Genomic DNA, 16,705 nt, shown 5'->3' with positions numbered 1-16,705 from the left:
GGAGGTGAATTTAACCTTGGAATTAAAAGTCGAATTAATTAATGAGCCATATAACTTTATTGAAGATTCCATAGTTACAGAAAAAAAATTAATATCTAAATATGTTAGTGATGGTATTGGAGAGGATTACCTATATTGGAAAAGCCAAAATCCAGTACTTATTTCAGCACAAACAGGAATGGGAAAAAACACATTTATAGAAACTATAATTATAAAGCATTGCGTTGAAAACAATAAAAAAATTTTGATTATTAGCAATAGAACTGCCAACAATCGTCAGCAAAAAAAAAGAGTATCCTCAATTGTTGGATGCGAATACATTCTAGAAAATTTTACCCCTAAGGGCCTAGATGAACTTGAAACATTTAAAAATGTTAGAATAGTCACATATCAAAAATTAGAAAAATACTTATATAATTATTGTGAGTCAAAAAAACTAGAAAAATTTGATTTTGTAGTTTTTGATGAGTGCCACTACTTTGAAAGCGATTCTCTTTTCAATAATGGTACTGGAAAAACATTGTATAAAAGTTTATCTGTATTCAAAAACTCAATACGAATATTTATGACTGCAACACCTGATGAAATTTTTAAAATAATTATACAAAAAGAAAAGGCACTTGGACTAAGCAGTATTAATAAAATATATTACATAAATCATCCAATTGAAAGTTTTTTTTATCCAAAAACAGTTTTATATTATAATTTTCAAAGAAATTATAATTACATCTCTCCAAAATATTTTAATAATAAAGATACACTTTTAGAATTAATAAAAAATGATAATTCAAATTTTAAATGGCTCATTTTTGTTACCAATAAACAAGATGGTGAGAATTTTGTAAATAACATTGGGAAAAACTCTACTTTTATCACATCTGAATCCAAAAATTCAAAATATGAAGATGGCAAAATATATTCTCAAGTTGTTACTACAGAAAAATTTACATGTAAAGTATTAGTATCTACAAGTGTTATGGATAATGGTATTAATTTCAAAGACCCTCTTTTGAAAAATATTGTTATATTCGCATATGATAAAACTGAATTTATTCAAATGCTTGGCAGAAAACGTGTGATAAATGATGAAAGTATCAATCTTTATCTTTATGGTAACAACGTAAAAACAATAAGAAATAAGTTATCTGGAATTAATAAACAAATTGAAGCTATATGCTTATTAAAAGACAATCCTTCGCTTTTTCTAAATCAATATTTTAGAAATTCAGAATTAATAAGTGGACTTATATATTTTAATAAAAACTTAGAACCAAAAATTAATGAGTTTGCTGAAAAAAAATTATATTTTTTAAAAAACTTCTATGAAAACTTAATTAGTAACTTCATCTTAATTGGTAAACAAGCTTTTATTCTTGAACAACTTGCTTGGTTAAGCTTAGAAAAAACTTATAATCCAAAGCTTTGGATCGACTATATAGATTCTGATAAAAACAAAAGAAAGTTAATTGAATTTCTTAATTCTAATTGCAATATACCATTATCAGATAAAGCACTTGAAAACTTTCAAATCAATTTTAAAGAATTATTTGTTGCAACCTATGGGAAACAATCGGGTGATAGAAGTGATCGAGTTTATAAGGAAACAAAAATGCGTAAATTACTTGAAAAATATGATTTACCTTATAAAATAACTATTAAGAACAACGCATTCACTTTATGTAAGATGTAAATTTGTTACATTTAATTTATATATTATATCTATGAGGAGGTACTTGTTATGACATTCTCTGATGATGAAGTACTTACTGTAAAGGAAGTTGCATCATTCTTAAAAATTTGTAGAGTCAATGCTTACAATTTATTTAATGAAAAAAATTTTCCTTGCATTTACATTGGCAAATCTAAAAGGGTACAAAAGTCAGACTTGATAAATTACATTAATAATAATTTAAAAAACAATAATTAATTATAAAATGCTTGATTTTACTATTAAAATCAAGCATTTTAATAACTTAAGAAAGGATGATATTATGTCAAGAATAAAGAAAAAAGCTTCAAGTGGCGAAGGTTCAATATTTAAAACTAAAGATGGAAAATGGCGCGCTTCAATTACTATAGGCAAAGATTCGCTAACTGGTAAACAGAAAAAACAATGGTTTTACGGAAAATCCGAAAAAGAGGTACGTGAGAAAAAACTAAAAGCTTTATCTCAAATCCAAAATGGAGATTACATAGAACCATCAAAAATAACAGTAGGACAATGGCTTCACACGTGGTTATGGGAATATAAAAAAATGAAATTGCAAAGAACAACTTTTGAAAGCTATGAATATATAATACGAATTCACATTTTACCCCTGCTTGGAAAAAAGCAACTCTTAAAACTAAATGCTGATGATTTGCAAAAACTTTATAATAATAAACTGAAATCAGGAAGAATGGATGGACAAGGTGGTTTATCTAAAAGAAGTGTTAAATATATTCATATAATTATGAGACAAGCCTTATCTCAAGCAATAAAAAATGGTTTGCTTATAAAAAATGTTGCTGACGCAACAACTCCACCAAAATTAATTAAAAAAGAGATGAGAGTTTTATCCCTTGAAGAGCAAAAAAAATTTACTGCTGCCATAGGTAATGAAAGATTAAGAGCATTGTTTATATTAGCTCCAAATTGTGGTGCTCGTGAAGGTGAAATATTAGCTTTAAAATGGAATGATATAGATTTTGAACAAAACAAAATAAAAATTGATGAGACAATGAAAAGAGTAAAAAACTTTGACCCATCAAAAAACAAAACAGAAATTATATTTAAAACACCAAAAAGTGCTTCTAGTAATAGAATTATAGATGTTCCTAAATTAGTTATAAATGAGTTACTTCAACATAAAATAAGGCAGAATAAAGAAAAACTGAAATTAGGAAGTTCATACAATGACAAAAATTTAGTATTTTGTACTGAGTTAGGAAACCCAATTGATATTAGTAGTCTTATGCGCGTTTATAAAAGAATATTAAAACGATCTGGTATCAATACCAAAGGAGTTACATTTCATACTCTAAGGCACGTTTATGGAAGCAGATTAAATGATTTAAATGTAGACCCTAAGACTATTCAATCACTTATGGGACATAGCTCTATTAAAACAACTATGGATATATATGTCCATTCATCAGAAGAAAAACATAAAGAAGCCGCTGAAAAAATGAATTCACTATTAGATAATCAACTAAAACTATTAAAATAAAAAAATCAAGGTATGTATAATACTAGATTACACATGCCTTAATTTTTTATAAAACTCTTTATCTTTTCACCAATAGGTGTATATTTAGGTGTATTTATAATTATTTTTAAATATAAAGTTCCTAAAACCATTGGTATTTATAGTGCTCCAGATAGGATTTGAACCTACGGCCAACTGATTACGAATCAGCTGCGCTACCAACTGCGCTACAGGAGCAAACTAACATATAATATTTTACTACAATAATTAAATTCCTACAACTGCTTTTAACTATAAAGTTACATTTAACCAAAATTCCTCTAATCTACTTAAATATTTTTATAGCAATAGGAAAAAATAAATTTCGTAATAGTTCTTTTCTCCAGCTTTACTGCTGATACTTAAATTCAAAAAATTATTTTAGGAGGCTGATATCATGTTCGGTATGGTTCCTTACAGAAAATATAATGGTAACATCCAAAGAAATGAAGACTATTTTAATAAGTTTTTCCAAAGCTTCTTTTCAGATGATACATTTGAGCCAGTAATATTTAAAAATAATAATTTTAATGTAGATGTAAAAGAAGACGAAAATCAATATACCGTAGAAGCTGACCTTCCTGGAATAAAAAAAGAAGATATTACCCTTGAATATCAAAACAATTACTTAACTATATCAGCTAAAAGAAATAACGCAACCGAAGACAAAACTTCAAGTTACGTAAAAAAGGAAAGAAGCCATGGAGAATTTAAAAGAACTTTTTATATAGATAATGTGGATGAAAATTCAGTAAATGCATCTTTTAAGGATGGAGTTCTTAATATCTCTATACCTAAAAAAGATAAAACTGTGAATAACAAAAAAAGATTTGATATTCACTAAAGTTTATCCACAAACCCTATTTTTTTTATTTCTTTATCCACAGTTAATAACTTTTTATAGTTATGATTGTGAATAAATTTTATAAAAAGAACCTGTGAATTATCCACAGGTTCTTTTTATTACATAACGTTTTTGTAAATAATAAGTTTTATATAATTCATGCTATTTTTTTAATGATATTTTATTTACTTAAAATAATTTTTATTAAATATATTGCCATTTATGTAATATAATGATATAATCCACTTAAATACAGTATTTTAACTATTTGTAATAATAAGTAAGTTAAATGTTCTATATTACTTATCAGTGCATTTTAAAATATTGTACTAGACATAAGTTCATTTGCTCAATAATATAAAAAAGGGGGATTTATCATGAACAAATCATTAAAAAGACTTCTCTTGTTGGGGCTTATTTCTTCCACACTACTATTGCCTGAAAGTGCTTTTGCTAGTTCAACCAATAACCTAGCTAATTCAAAACCACACACACATTGGGACGGCAGAACAACAATTAAGGTTAAGAGGTCTTCAGCCTCGGGACCTGTTGGTTACACACCTAATCAAATCAGAAAGGCTTATGGTGTAAGCAATGTTTCCGATACAGGAGCTGGAGAAACAATAGCTATTGTAGATGCATACGGAAGTCCAACCATGCAAAGCGATTTAAACGCGTTTTCATCAAAATTTGGTCTTCCAGCTGCAAGCTTAACTATCGCTTATCCAAATGGAAAACCTACAAAAACTGACGGCGGATGGGCACTTGAAACCTCTATGGACGTTGAATGGGCTCATGCAATTGCTCCAGGTGCTAAAATTCTTTTAGTAGTTGCAAAATCTCCTTCCGATACTTATCTAATGAATGCTATTAATTATGCAACTTCTCATGGGGCCGAAGTTGTATCAAATAGTTGGGGTGGTTCAGAGTCATATGACCAAAATAATTATGATTCATATTTTAATCACTCAGGTATAACTTACTTAGCTTCCTCAGGTGATAACGGCTCAGGAGTAGAATGGCCAGCATCATCTCCTTATGTTGTCTCTGCTGGAGGAACAACACTAAATCTAGATTCAACTGGAACATATGAAAGTGAAACTGGTTGGTCAGGCTCTGGTGGTGGTTTAAGTTCCTATGTATCCGCACCTGATTATCAAAACAGTGTATCTAGTGTAGTAGGAGATTACCGCGGAAACCCTGATATATCATGGGTATCTGATCCTAATACTGGAGCAGCTGTTTATGACACTACACCAGAAGAAGGACGAACTGGTTGGTTCCAAGTTGGTGGTACAAGCCTTAGTTCTCCAAGTTTAGCTGGTGTTGTAGCATTAATTGATCAAAGTCTTGGACAAGCTCTTGATAGCTATGACTTCTTAACAGATCTTTATGCTGCTACAAGCTCAGGCTATAATACTGACTATCATGATATAACTAGTGGAAGCAACGGCGACTATACTGCCCAATCTGGTTATGATCTCGTAACAGGAATAGGAAGTCCAAAAGTAGACAAGCTTATAAATTATTTTGACAGCAACCGCTAAACATAAAAAATTGCTAAGTAATACTGCTGAAGGAACATAAAAAAATCCATATCCATAAATCTTAAAGGCTAAATCATAAAAAGCTTAGAAATTTCAATTTGCCTAAAACAATGTAGAATTATTGAAAGTTCTTAGAATTTTATGATTTAGCCTCTTAGTTTTATTAATTTTGTTTAATATTCCAAAATAATGTTACTTCGCAATCTTTATTCTTGATGAATTATATCTAACCTACCAAATTTACTGTATTGACCAATCCATGCCAAGTTAACAGTTCCAGTAGGACCATTTCTTTGTTTTGCAATTATACATTCAGCAACGTTCTTTTGCTCAGTTTCCTTATTATAATACTCATCTCTATATAGGAACATAACAAGGTCAGCATCCTGCTCTATAGAACCAGATTCTCTAAGGTCAGATAACATAGGTCTGTGATCATTTCTCTGCTCAGGCGCACGAGAAAGCTGAGAAAGTGCAATAACAGGACACTGCATTTCCTTAGCAATGGCTTTTAAGGACCTTGATATTTCTGATACCTCCTGCTGCCTGCTCTCTCCGCTTCCAGTCATAAGCTGCAAATAGTCAACTATTATAAGATCTATTCCATGTTCTATCTTCATTCTTCTGCACTTAGAACGCATTTCCATTACACTTATTCCAGCAGTATCATCTATATATATATTTGCCCCTGCAAGAGGACCAGAAGCCTTAGCTATGTTATCCCAGTCTTGATCCTCTAGATTACCAGTTCTAAGCTTTAACATATCAACATTTGCCTCTGAGCATAAAAGCTTATATGCCAGCTGCTCCTTTGACATTTCCAGAGAAAATATAACAACACTTTTTCCAGCTCTAAGTGCCGCATATTCGCCTATATTAAGTGCAAAGGTAGTCTTACCCATAGATGGTCTTGCTGCAATAAGCACCATATCTCCCTTTTGAAAACCAGATGTCTTTGCATCAAGTTCAGGGAAACCAGATGGTACTCCAGTGATCTCACCCTTATTATTGTAAAGTCTTTCTATCTCCGCAAAACCTCTTTCAAGCACCGCATTCATTGGCTCAAAATCGCTTTTAACCCTGTTCTGCGCTATATCGAAGATTCTCTTTTCTGCTCCATCCAAAACCTTTGGAACGTCATCCTGCTTATTGTAACTTTCCTCTATTATTTCACTTGATGATTTTATAAGCTTTCTTAGAATAGACTTATCCTTTACAATCTTAATGTAGGACTCAAGGTTAGCAGTAGAAGGAACAGCATCTCTTAGCTGAGTTACGTAAGTTATTCCCCCTGCTGCCTCAAGCCTTTCTGTAGATTTAAGATTTTCAAGCAAAGTTATTAAATCAACAGGGATATCCTTTTGAAATAAGTTCAAGATAGCTTCAAATACTATTTTATGATTTTCTCTATAGAAATCTTCTCCTCTTAAAGTTTCTACAGCCTGTGCAATTGCATTTTTATCGATAATCATTGAGCCTAAAACAGACTGCTCTGCTTCTATGTTTTGAGGCATCATTCTAAGAGGTGTTTCCATTTTTCATCTCTCCTATTTTTTATAAACTATATCCATAAGCTCCTCTATGGTTGAAACACTTTTTACTTGTATATCTGTAAGGTCTTTTGGTGCATCCTTAAAATTTTCCTTTGGTACTGTAACAAGCTTTATTCCTTTTCTTCTTGCTCCATAGATTTTTTCAAATACTCCACCAACAGGTTTTATTTTTCCCCTTAAGGATATTTCACCAGTCATTGCTACATCCTGCCTTACTGGTTTATTTAAAAGAGCACTAATTATGCATATAGTAATGGCAGCTCCTGCAGATGGTCCATCTATCTTCCCTCCGCCAATTACATTTACGTGTATATCATAGTCCTTTATATCCTTATCCGTTAATTTTCTTATGACAGATGCAGCATTGAATACAGAATCCTTTGCCATACTTCCTGCTGTCTCATTAAATCTTATGCTGCCTTTTCCCTTTTCCTTTGCTTTAAACGCAGCTGCTTCTATTTCTATAGTGGAACCTAAGAATCCACTAACTCCAAGTCCGTATACGTGACCAACTTCATACTCTTCTTTGGCTTTTTCTTCATCATATGGTGTTAATCTACTTATACCTATTATTGTTTCCACATCTTCCACTTTAATTTCAATATTATCCGTTGGTAAAGATTTTTTGCTGTAAAGAACATAGCCATAGGTATCTGCAAGTATATTTATTGCTCTTCTTCCCTGGATAGTGTACCTGCTTATAAGCTCAGCCACTCCAGCTTCAAGCTTCACGTTAAGCTTATCTGAAGCTTCAATTATTATATTTTTAATATCGCTTGATGAAAGAGGTTCAAAATAAACTTCTGTACATCTTGATCTAAGTGCTGGGTTAATTTCTGATGGTTCCCTTGTAGTAGCCCCTATCAAAACAAAATCTGCTGGTGCTCCATTTTCAAATAAATATCTTATATATTTAGGTATGTTCTCATCATCTGGATCATAATAAGAAGATGAAAACTCCACCTTTTTATCTTCAAGAACCTTTAAAAGCTTGTTTTGAAGCATTACATCTAGTTCACCAATTTCATCTATAAACAAGATTCCACCATGTGCCTCTGTAACAAGTCCAAGTTTAGGCTCTGGAATACCAGTTTCAGCTAAATCCCTTTTGCTTCCTTGATATATTGGATCGTGAACTGATCCTAAAAGTGGATTTGTTATTTCTCTAGGATCCCATCTTAAAGTTGCACCATCTACTTCAACAAACTTAGCATTGTCACCAAATGGTGTATATTTAAGCTTTTTTACCTCTTCAAGTGCTATTCTTGCCGCAGTTGTCTTTCCAACTCCAGGAGGCCCATAGAGTATAATATGCTGGGGATATGGCGACGATAATTTTGATACAAGCGATTTTACAGCTCTTTCTTGTCCTATTATTTCTGAAAAAGTTTGAGGTCTTAACCTTGCCTGTATACTTTTAGATAATTTAACCTGTTCAAGCTCTTTTAAATCCTCATACCTTTTTAAAGTTTTCTTATTTTCAGGACCCTTTTTCTTTCTTATTATTCCAAGTCTAACCTCATCGAGATACTTATCTTGTCTTTCTATAAGAGCACTTTCAACTTGACTTTCTATATTATTTTGAACATACCTTTTAGCTACACTTTCTATAACCCATCTTGTTGTATCTTCAAAAGCCTCATATAATTCTTCATCTGTTGATGGCACTACTTTTATTCCCTTATTGTCACTTATTACTTTGTTTAAAGCATATATTTTCTTATTTATATCTTTAGAATTTATATGTTTATTTAACTTATACTTTATAATTCTAGATTTTATAGTATTTTCGTCCACAATGTTTTTTATTGTGTCGTTTATTACATCAATCTGAACTTCTAACGGAATAGACTTAATGTCATCCTTTTTAATATTCTTTAAATCTTCTTGTAATTTCACTGATTAGCTCCCCTCTACTTAGCTTCTGAAATAGCTACAACTATCTTTGTAGAAATTTCGGGATATAATTTAAGCTCTATTTCATAATTACCAAGCTGCCTTATTGTTTCAGTATTAATTTTCTTTTTATCTACATCTGTTTTTAATTGACTCTTTATTTGTGCTGCTATTTCTTTACTTGTTATAGCTCCAAAAAGCCTTCCATTACTTCCTGCTTTAGCTGAAATCTTTACAACTTTTCCTTTTAGTTCATCTGCTAATTTTTGTGCTGCTTCTGTTTCTGCTACTTTTTTTCTTCTTTCAGCTTCTTTTTGCAAATTAAGTGTGTGTACATTAGATGCATTAGCTTCCTTGGCTAAATTTTTAGGAAGCAAGAAGTTTCTTGCATAACCATCAGATGCTTCTATTACATCTCCCTTTTTTCCTGATCCTTTTATATCTTTCAATAATATTACTTTCATTTTATTCACCTTCCCTTAAGTATTTATCAATTGCTTCATTTAAATCTATAAGAACATCCTCTATAGAAGATGATTTTATCTTAGCACCAGCCATAGTAATATGGCCTCCTCCACCAAGCGCTTCAAGTATTAATTGGACATTCACATCTCCAAAAGACCTTCCACTTATTAATATTTCATTTTTTATTTTAATAAGTACAAAGGATGCTTGAATTCCAGTTATATTTAAGAGTTCATCTGCTGCCTGTGCTGCCAATATATTGTCCTGTATATCCTTGGGGCATATTGCAATTGCAACCTTGTCATGAACAATCTTAGCAGACTCTATTATTTGTGACTTCTTTATATAACTTTCAAGATCACTTGAGAAGAGCTTTTTAACATCTATTGTGTCAGCTCCATTTTTTCTTAGATAAGCTGCCGCTTCAAATGTTCTTACACCTGTCTTAAAGTAAAAGTTCTTCGTATCTACACAAATTCCTGCAAGAAGAGCTTCTGCTTCAACAGGTCTTATATTATAATCTTCGTCCATATACTGAATCATTTCAGTTACAAGTTCAGAAGTGGACGATGCATATGGCTCTACATAACTTAAAATAGCATTTTCAATGTAGTTAACAGACCTTCTGTGGTGATCAATTATAACAATCTTCTTAGCCTTATCAAGAAGCCTTTCACTTAGTACATAGCTTCTACTGTTTACGTCGTCTAATATTAAAAGGCTTTTTTCATCTATAATCTCCATAGCAGCTTCACTCTTTATAAATGCATTATTGTATTCCTCATATGCCTTTAGCTTTTCTACAATGTAGGTTACGCTTCTATTCGCATTATCAAGAACAATATGGCATTTATCATTGACGTTTCGTAAAACACTGTATAATCCAATTCCTCCGCCTATACAATCTATATCAGGGTTTATATGTCCCATTACTAAAACATTGCTGCTTTCCCTAACAAGGTCTACAAGTGACTGACCTATAACTCTAGCACGTACCTTAGTTCTCTTTTCAACTTCTTTTGTCTTTCCTCCATAGAAAGATAACTTTTCTTTATTTTTAATTACAATCTGATCTCCACCACGACCTAATGCAAGTTCTTTAGCTATAGAGGCATATTTATATTTATCAATTGGGGTATCCCCTGCACTTCCTATTCCTATGCTTAAGGTTACTGCAAGAGTATTGCCCATATCTATTTCTCTTATTTGATCAAGAATTTCAAATTTCTTTCTAACTTCATCCTTTAATTTGTCATTTTGAACTACGAGCACATATTTTCCCATAGCATACTTTTTAAACATAGCATTTAAGTTCTGTGCATAGCTGTTTATATATCTTTCAATTTGAGCTATTAACAAAGGCTTCTTATCTTCCGGCGTACTTTTTACAACTTCATCAAGATTATCAACCTCTAGTAAAAATACAGACCATTCTAACCTAGATATTTCTTCTTTAAGTTTATATTTATCTGTAACATCATAAAAATATATAAGCATAATTTTTTCATTTTTATTTTCATAAGTACTTATTATGCTAGTATGAATATTATAATACCTATCATTAAGCTTTATATATTCATACTTATCAATCTTTTTGCTTAAAATTTTTGTTACAATTTCTTCTTGTATAATTTCAGATATATTACTGCCTAAAATATTTTTCCCAGCTACATCTGATATTCCTTGGTTGTGCCATAATACATTACCACTCTCACTAATAATAATAAGTGGAAATGGAAGCTTAATAAGGGTACTTCTTGTTGCATTATCTAAATTGGAAGAAAAACTTTCTACAAACTTCCTCCATTCATCCTTTTTTAATCTTAAGTTTTTTATATTATAAGCTAGGAGAATTAAAAATATAATAAGTGAAATGGTTCCAATTACATAATGCTTATAGAAAATCAAGCATACTATAAGTATTGAAGTTATAATCATATAGACTTTATTACTGCTATAAAAGTTTTTGTACCTATTATCCATATTAACCACCCGTTATTTCTTATTAATGCTATTATTATATGCAACCTTTCTAAAATCAACAAAAGCATCTACTAACCCTAAAAATATATATCCATATGCTGTTATTGGAATTATTAAAGTTAGTATAATTATTATAGTCATTAATGCATTATTAATATGAACCCTATTTTTCAAAACACTTACTATTAATGAAATTCCACATATTAATAGTGCTCCATCACCAACAATCATTACTGTAGTATATATTATATCTCCAGGACCAATATTAAAAGAATCCATTATAATTCCAATAGAGATACCAATGATTCCAAATGCAACCAATACATTCGGCATGTGTATCTTAGTAAATTGTATCATTTTAGGAACTTGTAGTTTCATTCTTCTTAAGAAATATATAGTTATAGCACATTCAATATATGCATACACAGCAGAACCAACAATAATTAATGATGGAATTAAGTTTCTCAAAGCTTCTTTGCTAAACACATCCTTTAAAGGATCAATGACCGAATTTATCTGGCTTTGACTCATACCATTATTAAGATAAATAGTTTTTACATCATCAATTGTATGCTGAAACATTTTGGAAATACTCTCAAGTAAGGTGGAATAATCTATTCCAATAAAAATATTAATTAACACTGTAAAGTAAATTATCCAAAATACAATATAAACTACAGATATAATAGCAAAAGTAATAGATGTTTTAACTTTATTCTTTATACAGTAGCCCAGAATAGTACTAATAACTGCTATTATAATAAAAATCGATATTGCACTGGTCATATCCATACTCGCCATACAAACTATAAAAGCAGCCAAAAGAAGAGCACCAAAATATTTAAAATCGTACTTTACATATACATATACTGCTGGTAACGGTAAAACAAAATTAATTATCAAATTAAGCGGTACAGATGTACTTAAATAAATAAGTATTGATAATATGACTACAGAGCTTCCCATTTCTATGAGGCCTTTTTTATTAAAATTTTTTTCCTGCATTTTTCCTCCACAATAAGCTAATTTCTTTCTTTTAAATGATTATATAGTTTTGTCAAATCCTTTCCATCCTTTTCTATACTATCTTCTTCAATTATGCCCAATTTTAATTTTTTTTTCATATTTTCATCTATTTCTATGTGGGAATATCCAAGTCTATTTCCTAATATATATAATATTATTATTGCCCCAGAAATACAATCTAAAATTGCATCCTCTGCAGCATTTGCACCTTTAGTTAAAATTTTAAATAAATCTCCTATAACACATATCAAATCAGCTTTTAAATTTTCTATTATTTTTATATCAGACATTATTTTAAATTCTTCTTTTTTCATCTACATCCCCCCAAAGTCCATACATATATTTTAGTTATTTTTAAATACTTATGCAACATATCTTGGCCTATAAATAATAAATATCCCTCTCACAATGTTATTGCAAGAGGGAAGCTACTATTTTCCTTTTACTGGATTTCCTTGAGCATCTATCTTAGTTATGCTCTTTGTTTCTATCTTAAATATTTTCCATTCTCCATTTACAATTCTAAGATGATAATATCCTACAATTTTTGAATTACTATAATCAGAATGCTTAGTATCTATGCATGTTTGTTCAAAATATATGGATGTATCTTGATCTGTACTCTTCTGCTTTGTACTTCTTGTTGCTTCTAATAGTGTATATTTTACATCGTATTTATTGAAATTACTTAACATAGTATCCTTGATTTTTTCATAAGCATCTTCATCACTTGAATCAAATGTACTCATATAATCATCAATCTTCTTATTATTAGCCGCCTGCGTATTTTTATATAAAACATCAAATATTTTATCTTCATACTCAGTTTTTACTTGTTCTTCATTTTCTATTTTCCATTTTCCATCAATTTTCTTCAAATAATCTACATAAAGTATTCTATTATTTAAAAATCCAGGACCATTTTCCTTTTGAGAATTTTTAGGGTTATCTTTAACACTATTTTTCTCTACAACTTGAACCTGTGCCTTATCCTTTGTCTTATTAAGTACTGTAGCCTTAACTACATCTGAAGTTACAATATATTGATCAGAAAAATATACCTTTTTATCACTTTTTATCTTGTCATATATAGTTGAGCTGCTATCATAACAATCCATATAAGCATCAATTTTATTACTGTTAACTGCTTTAATCTTATCATTAACAACTGAAATTATATCTGAATCCCCAGTAGAAACCTTGGTTCCCTTATTACTGCTTGTCTTACTTCCGCTTGAACTACTACATCCAACAATAGAAATGCATAACATGATTGCTACAATGAATGAAGAAATCTTTTTCATCAAATATCCCACCTAATTTATTATAATTTGTTTTCAACTACTGCTTTTTATTTTAACACATTGACATAATATAAATCAACAATATAACCAAACTGCAAACTTATTCACTATGAACAATGTTATACACTCTTGCCAAAATCACCTAAGCTGCCTATATTTTAAAGATAAATCACCCTGAAACTTAAAATTTATTTGTACAAAAATGCCATCTTCTGGTCTTTATGATACAAATGAATTTCCATAATTGACACTTTTCATCTATAATTATAAATCAACGCAAAAATAAAAAATAGGCTATCTAAATTTATAATTTAAGATAGTCTATTCTTCTTATACTAAAAGATTAATTACTCTGTTGTAAATGGTAATAAAGCTATGTTTCTTGCTCTCTTAATTGCTATAGTCAATTCTCTTTGATGTTTTGCGCAATTTCCAGAAATTCTTCTTGGAAGAATCTTACCACGTTCTGTAACGTATTTTCTTAATTTGTTTATATCTTTATAATCTATAGATTCAGATTTCTCCATGCAGAAAGCACAAATTTTTTTCTTCATTCTTCTGTTCTTTCCACCAGCTCTTCTGTTATCTCTTTCTTTATTTCCGTTATCTCTACCCATTTTCTTTCCTCCTTACCTTAAGAATTAAAATCTAAAAAGGAATGTCTCCATCATCAATTGGGGTGATATTATCATCCGGGAATTGAGCTGGGCCACTTCCATTTCCTTCACCAAATTGTGGTGCTGAATTAGATGCATTAGCATTACCTGAGTTACCCCACTCTAAAAATTGTACCTCATCTGCAACAACCTCAGTTACATATCTTTTGGTACCATCTTTAGCATCATAAGATCTCGTTTGTATTCTTCCACTTACTCCCATAAGTTTGCCTTTGCTCATATAGTTAGCTGTAGACTCTGCTTGCTTTCCCCATACTACTATAGGAATAAAATCAGCTTCCTGCTGACCTTCTTTTTTAAAACGTCTATCTACTGCTAAGGTAAATGAAGCAACAGCCGTTCCATTACCAGGAGTAAATCTTAATTCTGGATCTTTAGTTAATCTACCTATTAAGACAACCTTGTTCATACAAAACCACCCTTAATATTATTTTTCTGTGTTAATTATTAAGTGTCTTACAATGTTATCAGTAATTCTAAATACTCTGTCTAATTCTTTAGGTAATTGTGCGTCTGATTTAAAGTTCATTAAAACGTAAAAACCTTCGTTTAATTTATTTATTTCATAAGCAAGTTTTCTCTTGCCCCATAAATCTACGTTTTCTACTTCTCCACCACCATTTTCAACTATACCTTTAAATTTTTCTACATTAGCATTAATAGCCTCTTCTTCTAATGATGGATTAAGTATAAATAAAGTTTCATACTTATTCATTATTTCACCTCCTCCCTATGGTCTAACGGCTGTGACTACAAAAAAACTCACAGCAGGGACTCACAATAGTATATTATACATAATATTGTGAATAAAATCAAATATTTTTTTCTTTTTTCTCCAATATATTTTTTAATCCTTTTACAAATTTAGTTCTTGGAAGCATAATGATTCTCCCGCAATTTACACACTTTATCTTTACGTCAGCACCTGTTCTTATTATTTCCCACTTATTTGTGCCACATGGATGCTGCTTTTTCATTTCAACTATATCTCCCAAATCAAATTCTTTATTCAACTTTATCACCTCTTATAATTTCAACTTTATTATATGGTATTTCTATTTTTGCATAATCTAGTCCTTCTTTTATAAGTTTTCTAAGCTCGTTTTCATTTTGCCATTGTTTCATATTCTTTACCTTTCCAACGACTTTAATAGTAATTCCACTAGCTGTAAGCTCAGTCACTCCATTAACTTTAGGCTTTTCAATTATGTCCTCATTTTTTTCTGAAAACTTATCACAAACACTATTAATTACATTTATTGCTCTATCTATACTTTCTTCGTATGCTATTCCAACATTCACTGTTATTGTTTTTGGACCCTTAGAATGGTTTGTAATAGTAGTTATTTTGCTGTTTGGGATTATATGTAAATCGCCATTAAAATTTCTTATTTTCGTTATCCTAAGTTCTATACTTTCAACTATTCCAGAGATATCATCTATTGTAACATAGTCTCCTACAACAAATTGATCTTCAAGTAAAATAAAACATCCATTAATTATATCTTTAATTAAACTCTGTGCTCCAAAACCTATAGCAACACCTCCGACACTTGCAATTCCAAGACTTACTGTGCTTAAAAGCTTAGAACCAAAAAACTGTGTCAATATACCTATTATACCAAAGAAATATATAGCATACTTAACAATACTTTTTAATATAGCACCTAACGTTTTAGATCTCTTCTTATCCAAAGAAAATCTAAACTGCTGCTGCTTTTTTATTGTCTTGTCTATAAGCTTGTTTGTTATTTTTATTGCTACATACATTATTACAAATATAAGTATAATTTTTATAGTAATATACATTCCATTATATACATTTAAAGTTATACCATTTACGCTTAATATCCCTTTTTCTACGTCAAAGTCAATTTTTAAAAATGAGCCTATAATAATCAAGCAAAATCCTCCTAAATAACATATTCAAATATGATTATAATATTTTCTTTTAGTACATTGCAATAATTTTCATAAAATCTTAACATTAAACACATTCACAGCATATACTACAAAATAAACTTATTTATAGATGAGTAGCATGAAACTTAAAAATCAATTGAATCCTCTATTTTGTAACATGTTGGTTATAGGTTATACAACGAACATGTTAATGTTAACTTCATTTTTTTAATCGCCTATTTTTTCGCTTAAAAAGTCTAGGTATCAATCTATCTGTGAGA

The 16,705-nt window shown here is 30.3% G+C and carries 17 protein-coding genes and 1 tRNA gene; 5 read left to right on the top strand and 13 right to left on the bottom strand.

All coding sequences use genetic code 11. The annotated features are described in order from the left end of the window. The first annotated feature begins 16 nt into the window (after positions 1-16). The 3 genes from ACJDT4_RS06810 to ACJDT4_RS06800 all read left to right on the top strand — a co-directional run bounded on the left by ACJDT4_RS06810 (position 17) and on the right by ACJDT4_RS06800 (position 3,209). Positions 17-1,690, top strand: coding sequence for a DEAD/DEAH box helicase family protein (locus tag ACJDT4_RS06810; protein ID WP_406786798.1), 1,674 nt, complete (start codon positions 17-19; stop codon positions 1,688-1,690). A gap of 48 nt (positions 1,691-1,738) precedes the next feature. Next, entirely contained in the window at positions 1,739-1,927 is a 189-nt protein-coding gene (locus ACJDT4_RS06805) for a helix-turn-helix domain-containing protein (RefSeq protein WP_406786797.1), read from the top strand. A gap of 64 nt (positions 1,928-1,991) precedes the next feature. Further along, positions 1,992-3,209, top strand: a complete 1,218-nt coding sequence (locus tag ACJDT4_RS06800) for a tyrosine-type recombinase/integrase (protein WP_406786796.1) — start codon at positions 1,992-1,994, stop codon at positions 3,207-3,209. 143 nt (positions 3,210-3,352) lie between these two features. Here the strand turns inward: ACJDT4_RS06800 and ACJDT4_RS06795 are convergent. Beyond that, positions 3,353-3,425: transfer RNA gene (locus ACJDT4_RS06795), tRNA-Thr, on the bottom strand. Between the two features lie 199 nt (positions 3,426-3,624). On the opposite strand from ACJDT4_RS06795, the gene hsp18 reads away from it, so the two are divergent. Further along, positions 3,625-4,071 carry a heat shock protein Hsp18 gene (gene hsp18, locus ACJDT4_RS06790; protein ID WP_406786794.1) on the top strand — a complete coding sequence of 149 codons (447 nt, stop codon included), beginning with the start codon at positions 3,625-3,627 and terminating at the stop codon, positions 4,069-4,071. A gap of 377 nt (positions 4,072-4,448) precedes the next feature. Continuing rightward, entirely contained in the window at positions 4,449-5,618 is a 1,170-nt protein-coding gene (locus ACJDT4_RS06785; RefSeq protein ID WP_406786793.1) for a S53 family peptidase, read from the top strand. A 206-nt stretch (positions 5,619-5,824) separates the two neighbouring features. On the opposite strand, the gene ACJDT4_RS06780 is transcribed toward ACJDT4_RS06785, so the two are convergent. The 12 genes from ACJDT4_RS06780 to ACJDT4_RS06725 all read right to left on the bottom strand — a co-directional run bounded on the left by ACJDT4_RS06780 (position 5,825) and on the right by ACJDT4_RS06725 (position 16,424). Then, on the bottom strand, positions 5,825-7,153 hold the full coding sequence (locus ACJDT4_RS06780; RefSeq protein WP_406786792.1) for a replicative DNA helicase: 1,329 nt from the start codon (positions 7,151-7,153) through the stop codon (positions 5,825-5,827). A 12-nt stretch (positions 7,154-7,165) separates the two neighbouring features. Then, positions 7,166-9,070, bottom strand: coding sequence for a Lon family ATP-dependent protease (lonC, locus tag ACJDT4_RS06775; protein ID WP_406786791.1), 1,905 nt, complete (start codon positions 9,068-9,070; stop codon positions 7,166-7,168). A gap of 14 nt (positions 9,071-9,084) precedes the next feature. Then, entirely contained in the window at positions 9,085-9,531 is a 447-nt protein-coding gene (gene rplI / locus ACJDT4_RS06770; protein ID WP_406786790.1) for a 50S ribosomal protein L9, read from the bottom strand. A 1-nt stretch (position 9,532) separates the two neighbouring features. Next, positions 9,533-11,515 (bottom strand): DHH family phosphoesterase, encoded by a 1,983-nt coding sequence (locus tag ACJDT4_RS06765; RefSeq protein ID WP_406786789.1) that lies wholly within the window; start codon positions 11,513-11,515, stop codon positions 9,533-9,535. A 12-nt stretch (positions 11,516-11,527) separates the two neighbouring features. Continuing rightward, the gene (locus tag ACJDT4_RS06760; RefSeq protein ID WP_406786788.1) at positions 11,528-12,520 is read right to left on the bottom strand and encodes a DUF2232 domain-containing protein; all 993 of its coding nucleotides are present in this window, start codon (positions 12,518-12,520) and stop codon (positions 11,528-11,530) included. Positions 12,521-12,537: 17 nt separating this feature from the next. Continuing rightward, positions 12,538-12,855 carry a MazG-like family protein gene (locus tag ACJDT4_RS06755; RefSeq protein ID WP_406786787.1) on the bottom strand — a complete coding sequence of 106 codons (318 nt, stop codon included), beginning with the start codon at positions 12,853-12,855 and terminating at the stop codon, positions 12,538-12,540. Between the two features lie 117 nt (positions 12,856-12,972). Next, positions 12,973-13,845 (bottom strand): hypothetical protein, encoded by an 873-nt coding sequence (locus ACJDT4_RS06750; protein WP_406786785.1) that lies wholly within the window; start codon positions 13,843-13,845, stop codon positions 12,973-12,975. Positions 13,846-14,192: 347 nt separating this feature from the next. Next, on the bottom strand, positions 14,193-14,462 hold the full coding sequence (gene rpsR, locus ACJDT4_RS06745) for a 30S ribosomal protein S18 (protein ID WP_406786784.1): 270 nt from the start codon (positions 14,460-14,462) through the stop codon (positions 14,193-14,195). Positions 14,463-14,493: 31 nt separating this feature from the next. Beyond that, entirely contained in the window at positions 14,494-14,931 is a 438-nt protein-coding gene (locus ACJDT4_RS06740; RefSeq protein WP_406786782.1) for a single-stranded DNA-binding protein, read from the bottom strand. A gap of 18 nt (positions 14,932-14,949) precedes the next feature. After that, complete coding sequence (gene rpsF / locus ACJDT4_RS06735; RefSeq protein ID WP_406786781.1) at positions 14,950-15,237, bottom strand: 30S ribosomal protein S6; 288 nt, start codon at positions 15,235-15,237, stop codon at positions 14,950-14,952. A 97-nt stretch (positions 15,238-15,334) separates the two neighbouring features. Then, positions 15,335-15,535: a DUF951 domain-containing protein gene (locus ACJDT4_RS06730; protein ID WP_406786779.1), complete on the bottom strand. Its 201-nt coding sequence runs from the start codon at positions 15,533-15,535 to the stop codon at positions 15,335-15,337. Further along, the gene (locus tag ACJDT4_RS06725) at positions 15,528-16,424 is read right to left on the bottom strand and encodes a mechanosensitive ion channel family protein (protein ID WP_406786778.1); all 897 of its coding nucleotides are present in this window, start codon (positions 16,422-16,424) and stop codon (positions 15,528-15,530) included. Before ACJDT4_RS06725 ends, ACJDT4_RS06730 begins: the two co-directional genes overlap by 8 nt. Positions 16,425-16,705: the final 281 nt, after the last annotated feature.

The sequence above is a fragment of the Clostridium neuense genome (assembly GCF_045310695.1).
GTDB lineage: Bacteria > Bacillota > Clostridia > Clostridiales > Clostridiaceae > Clostridium_S > Clostridium_S neuense.
The sequence above is the reverse complement of the archived record's forward strand: the minus strand, read 5'-3'. Positions and strand labels throughout refer to the sequence as shown.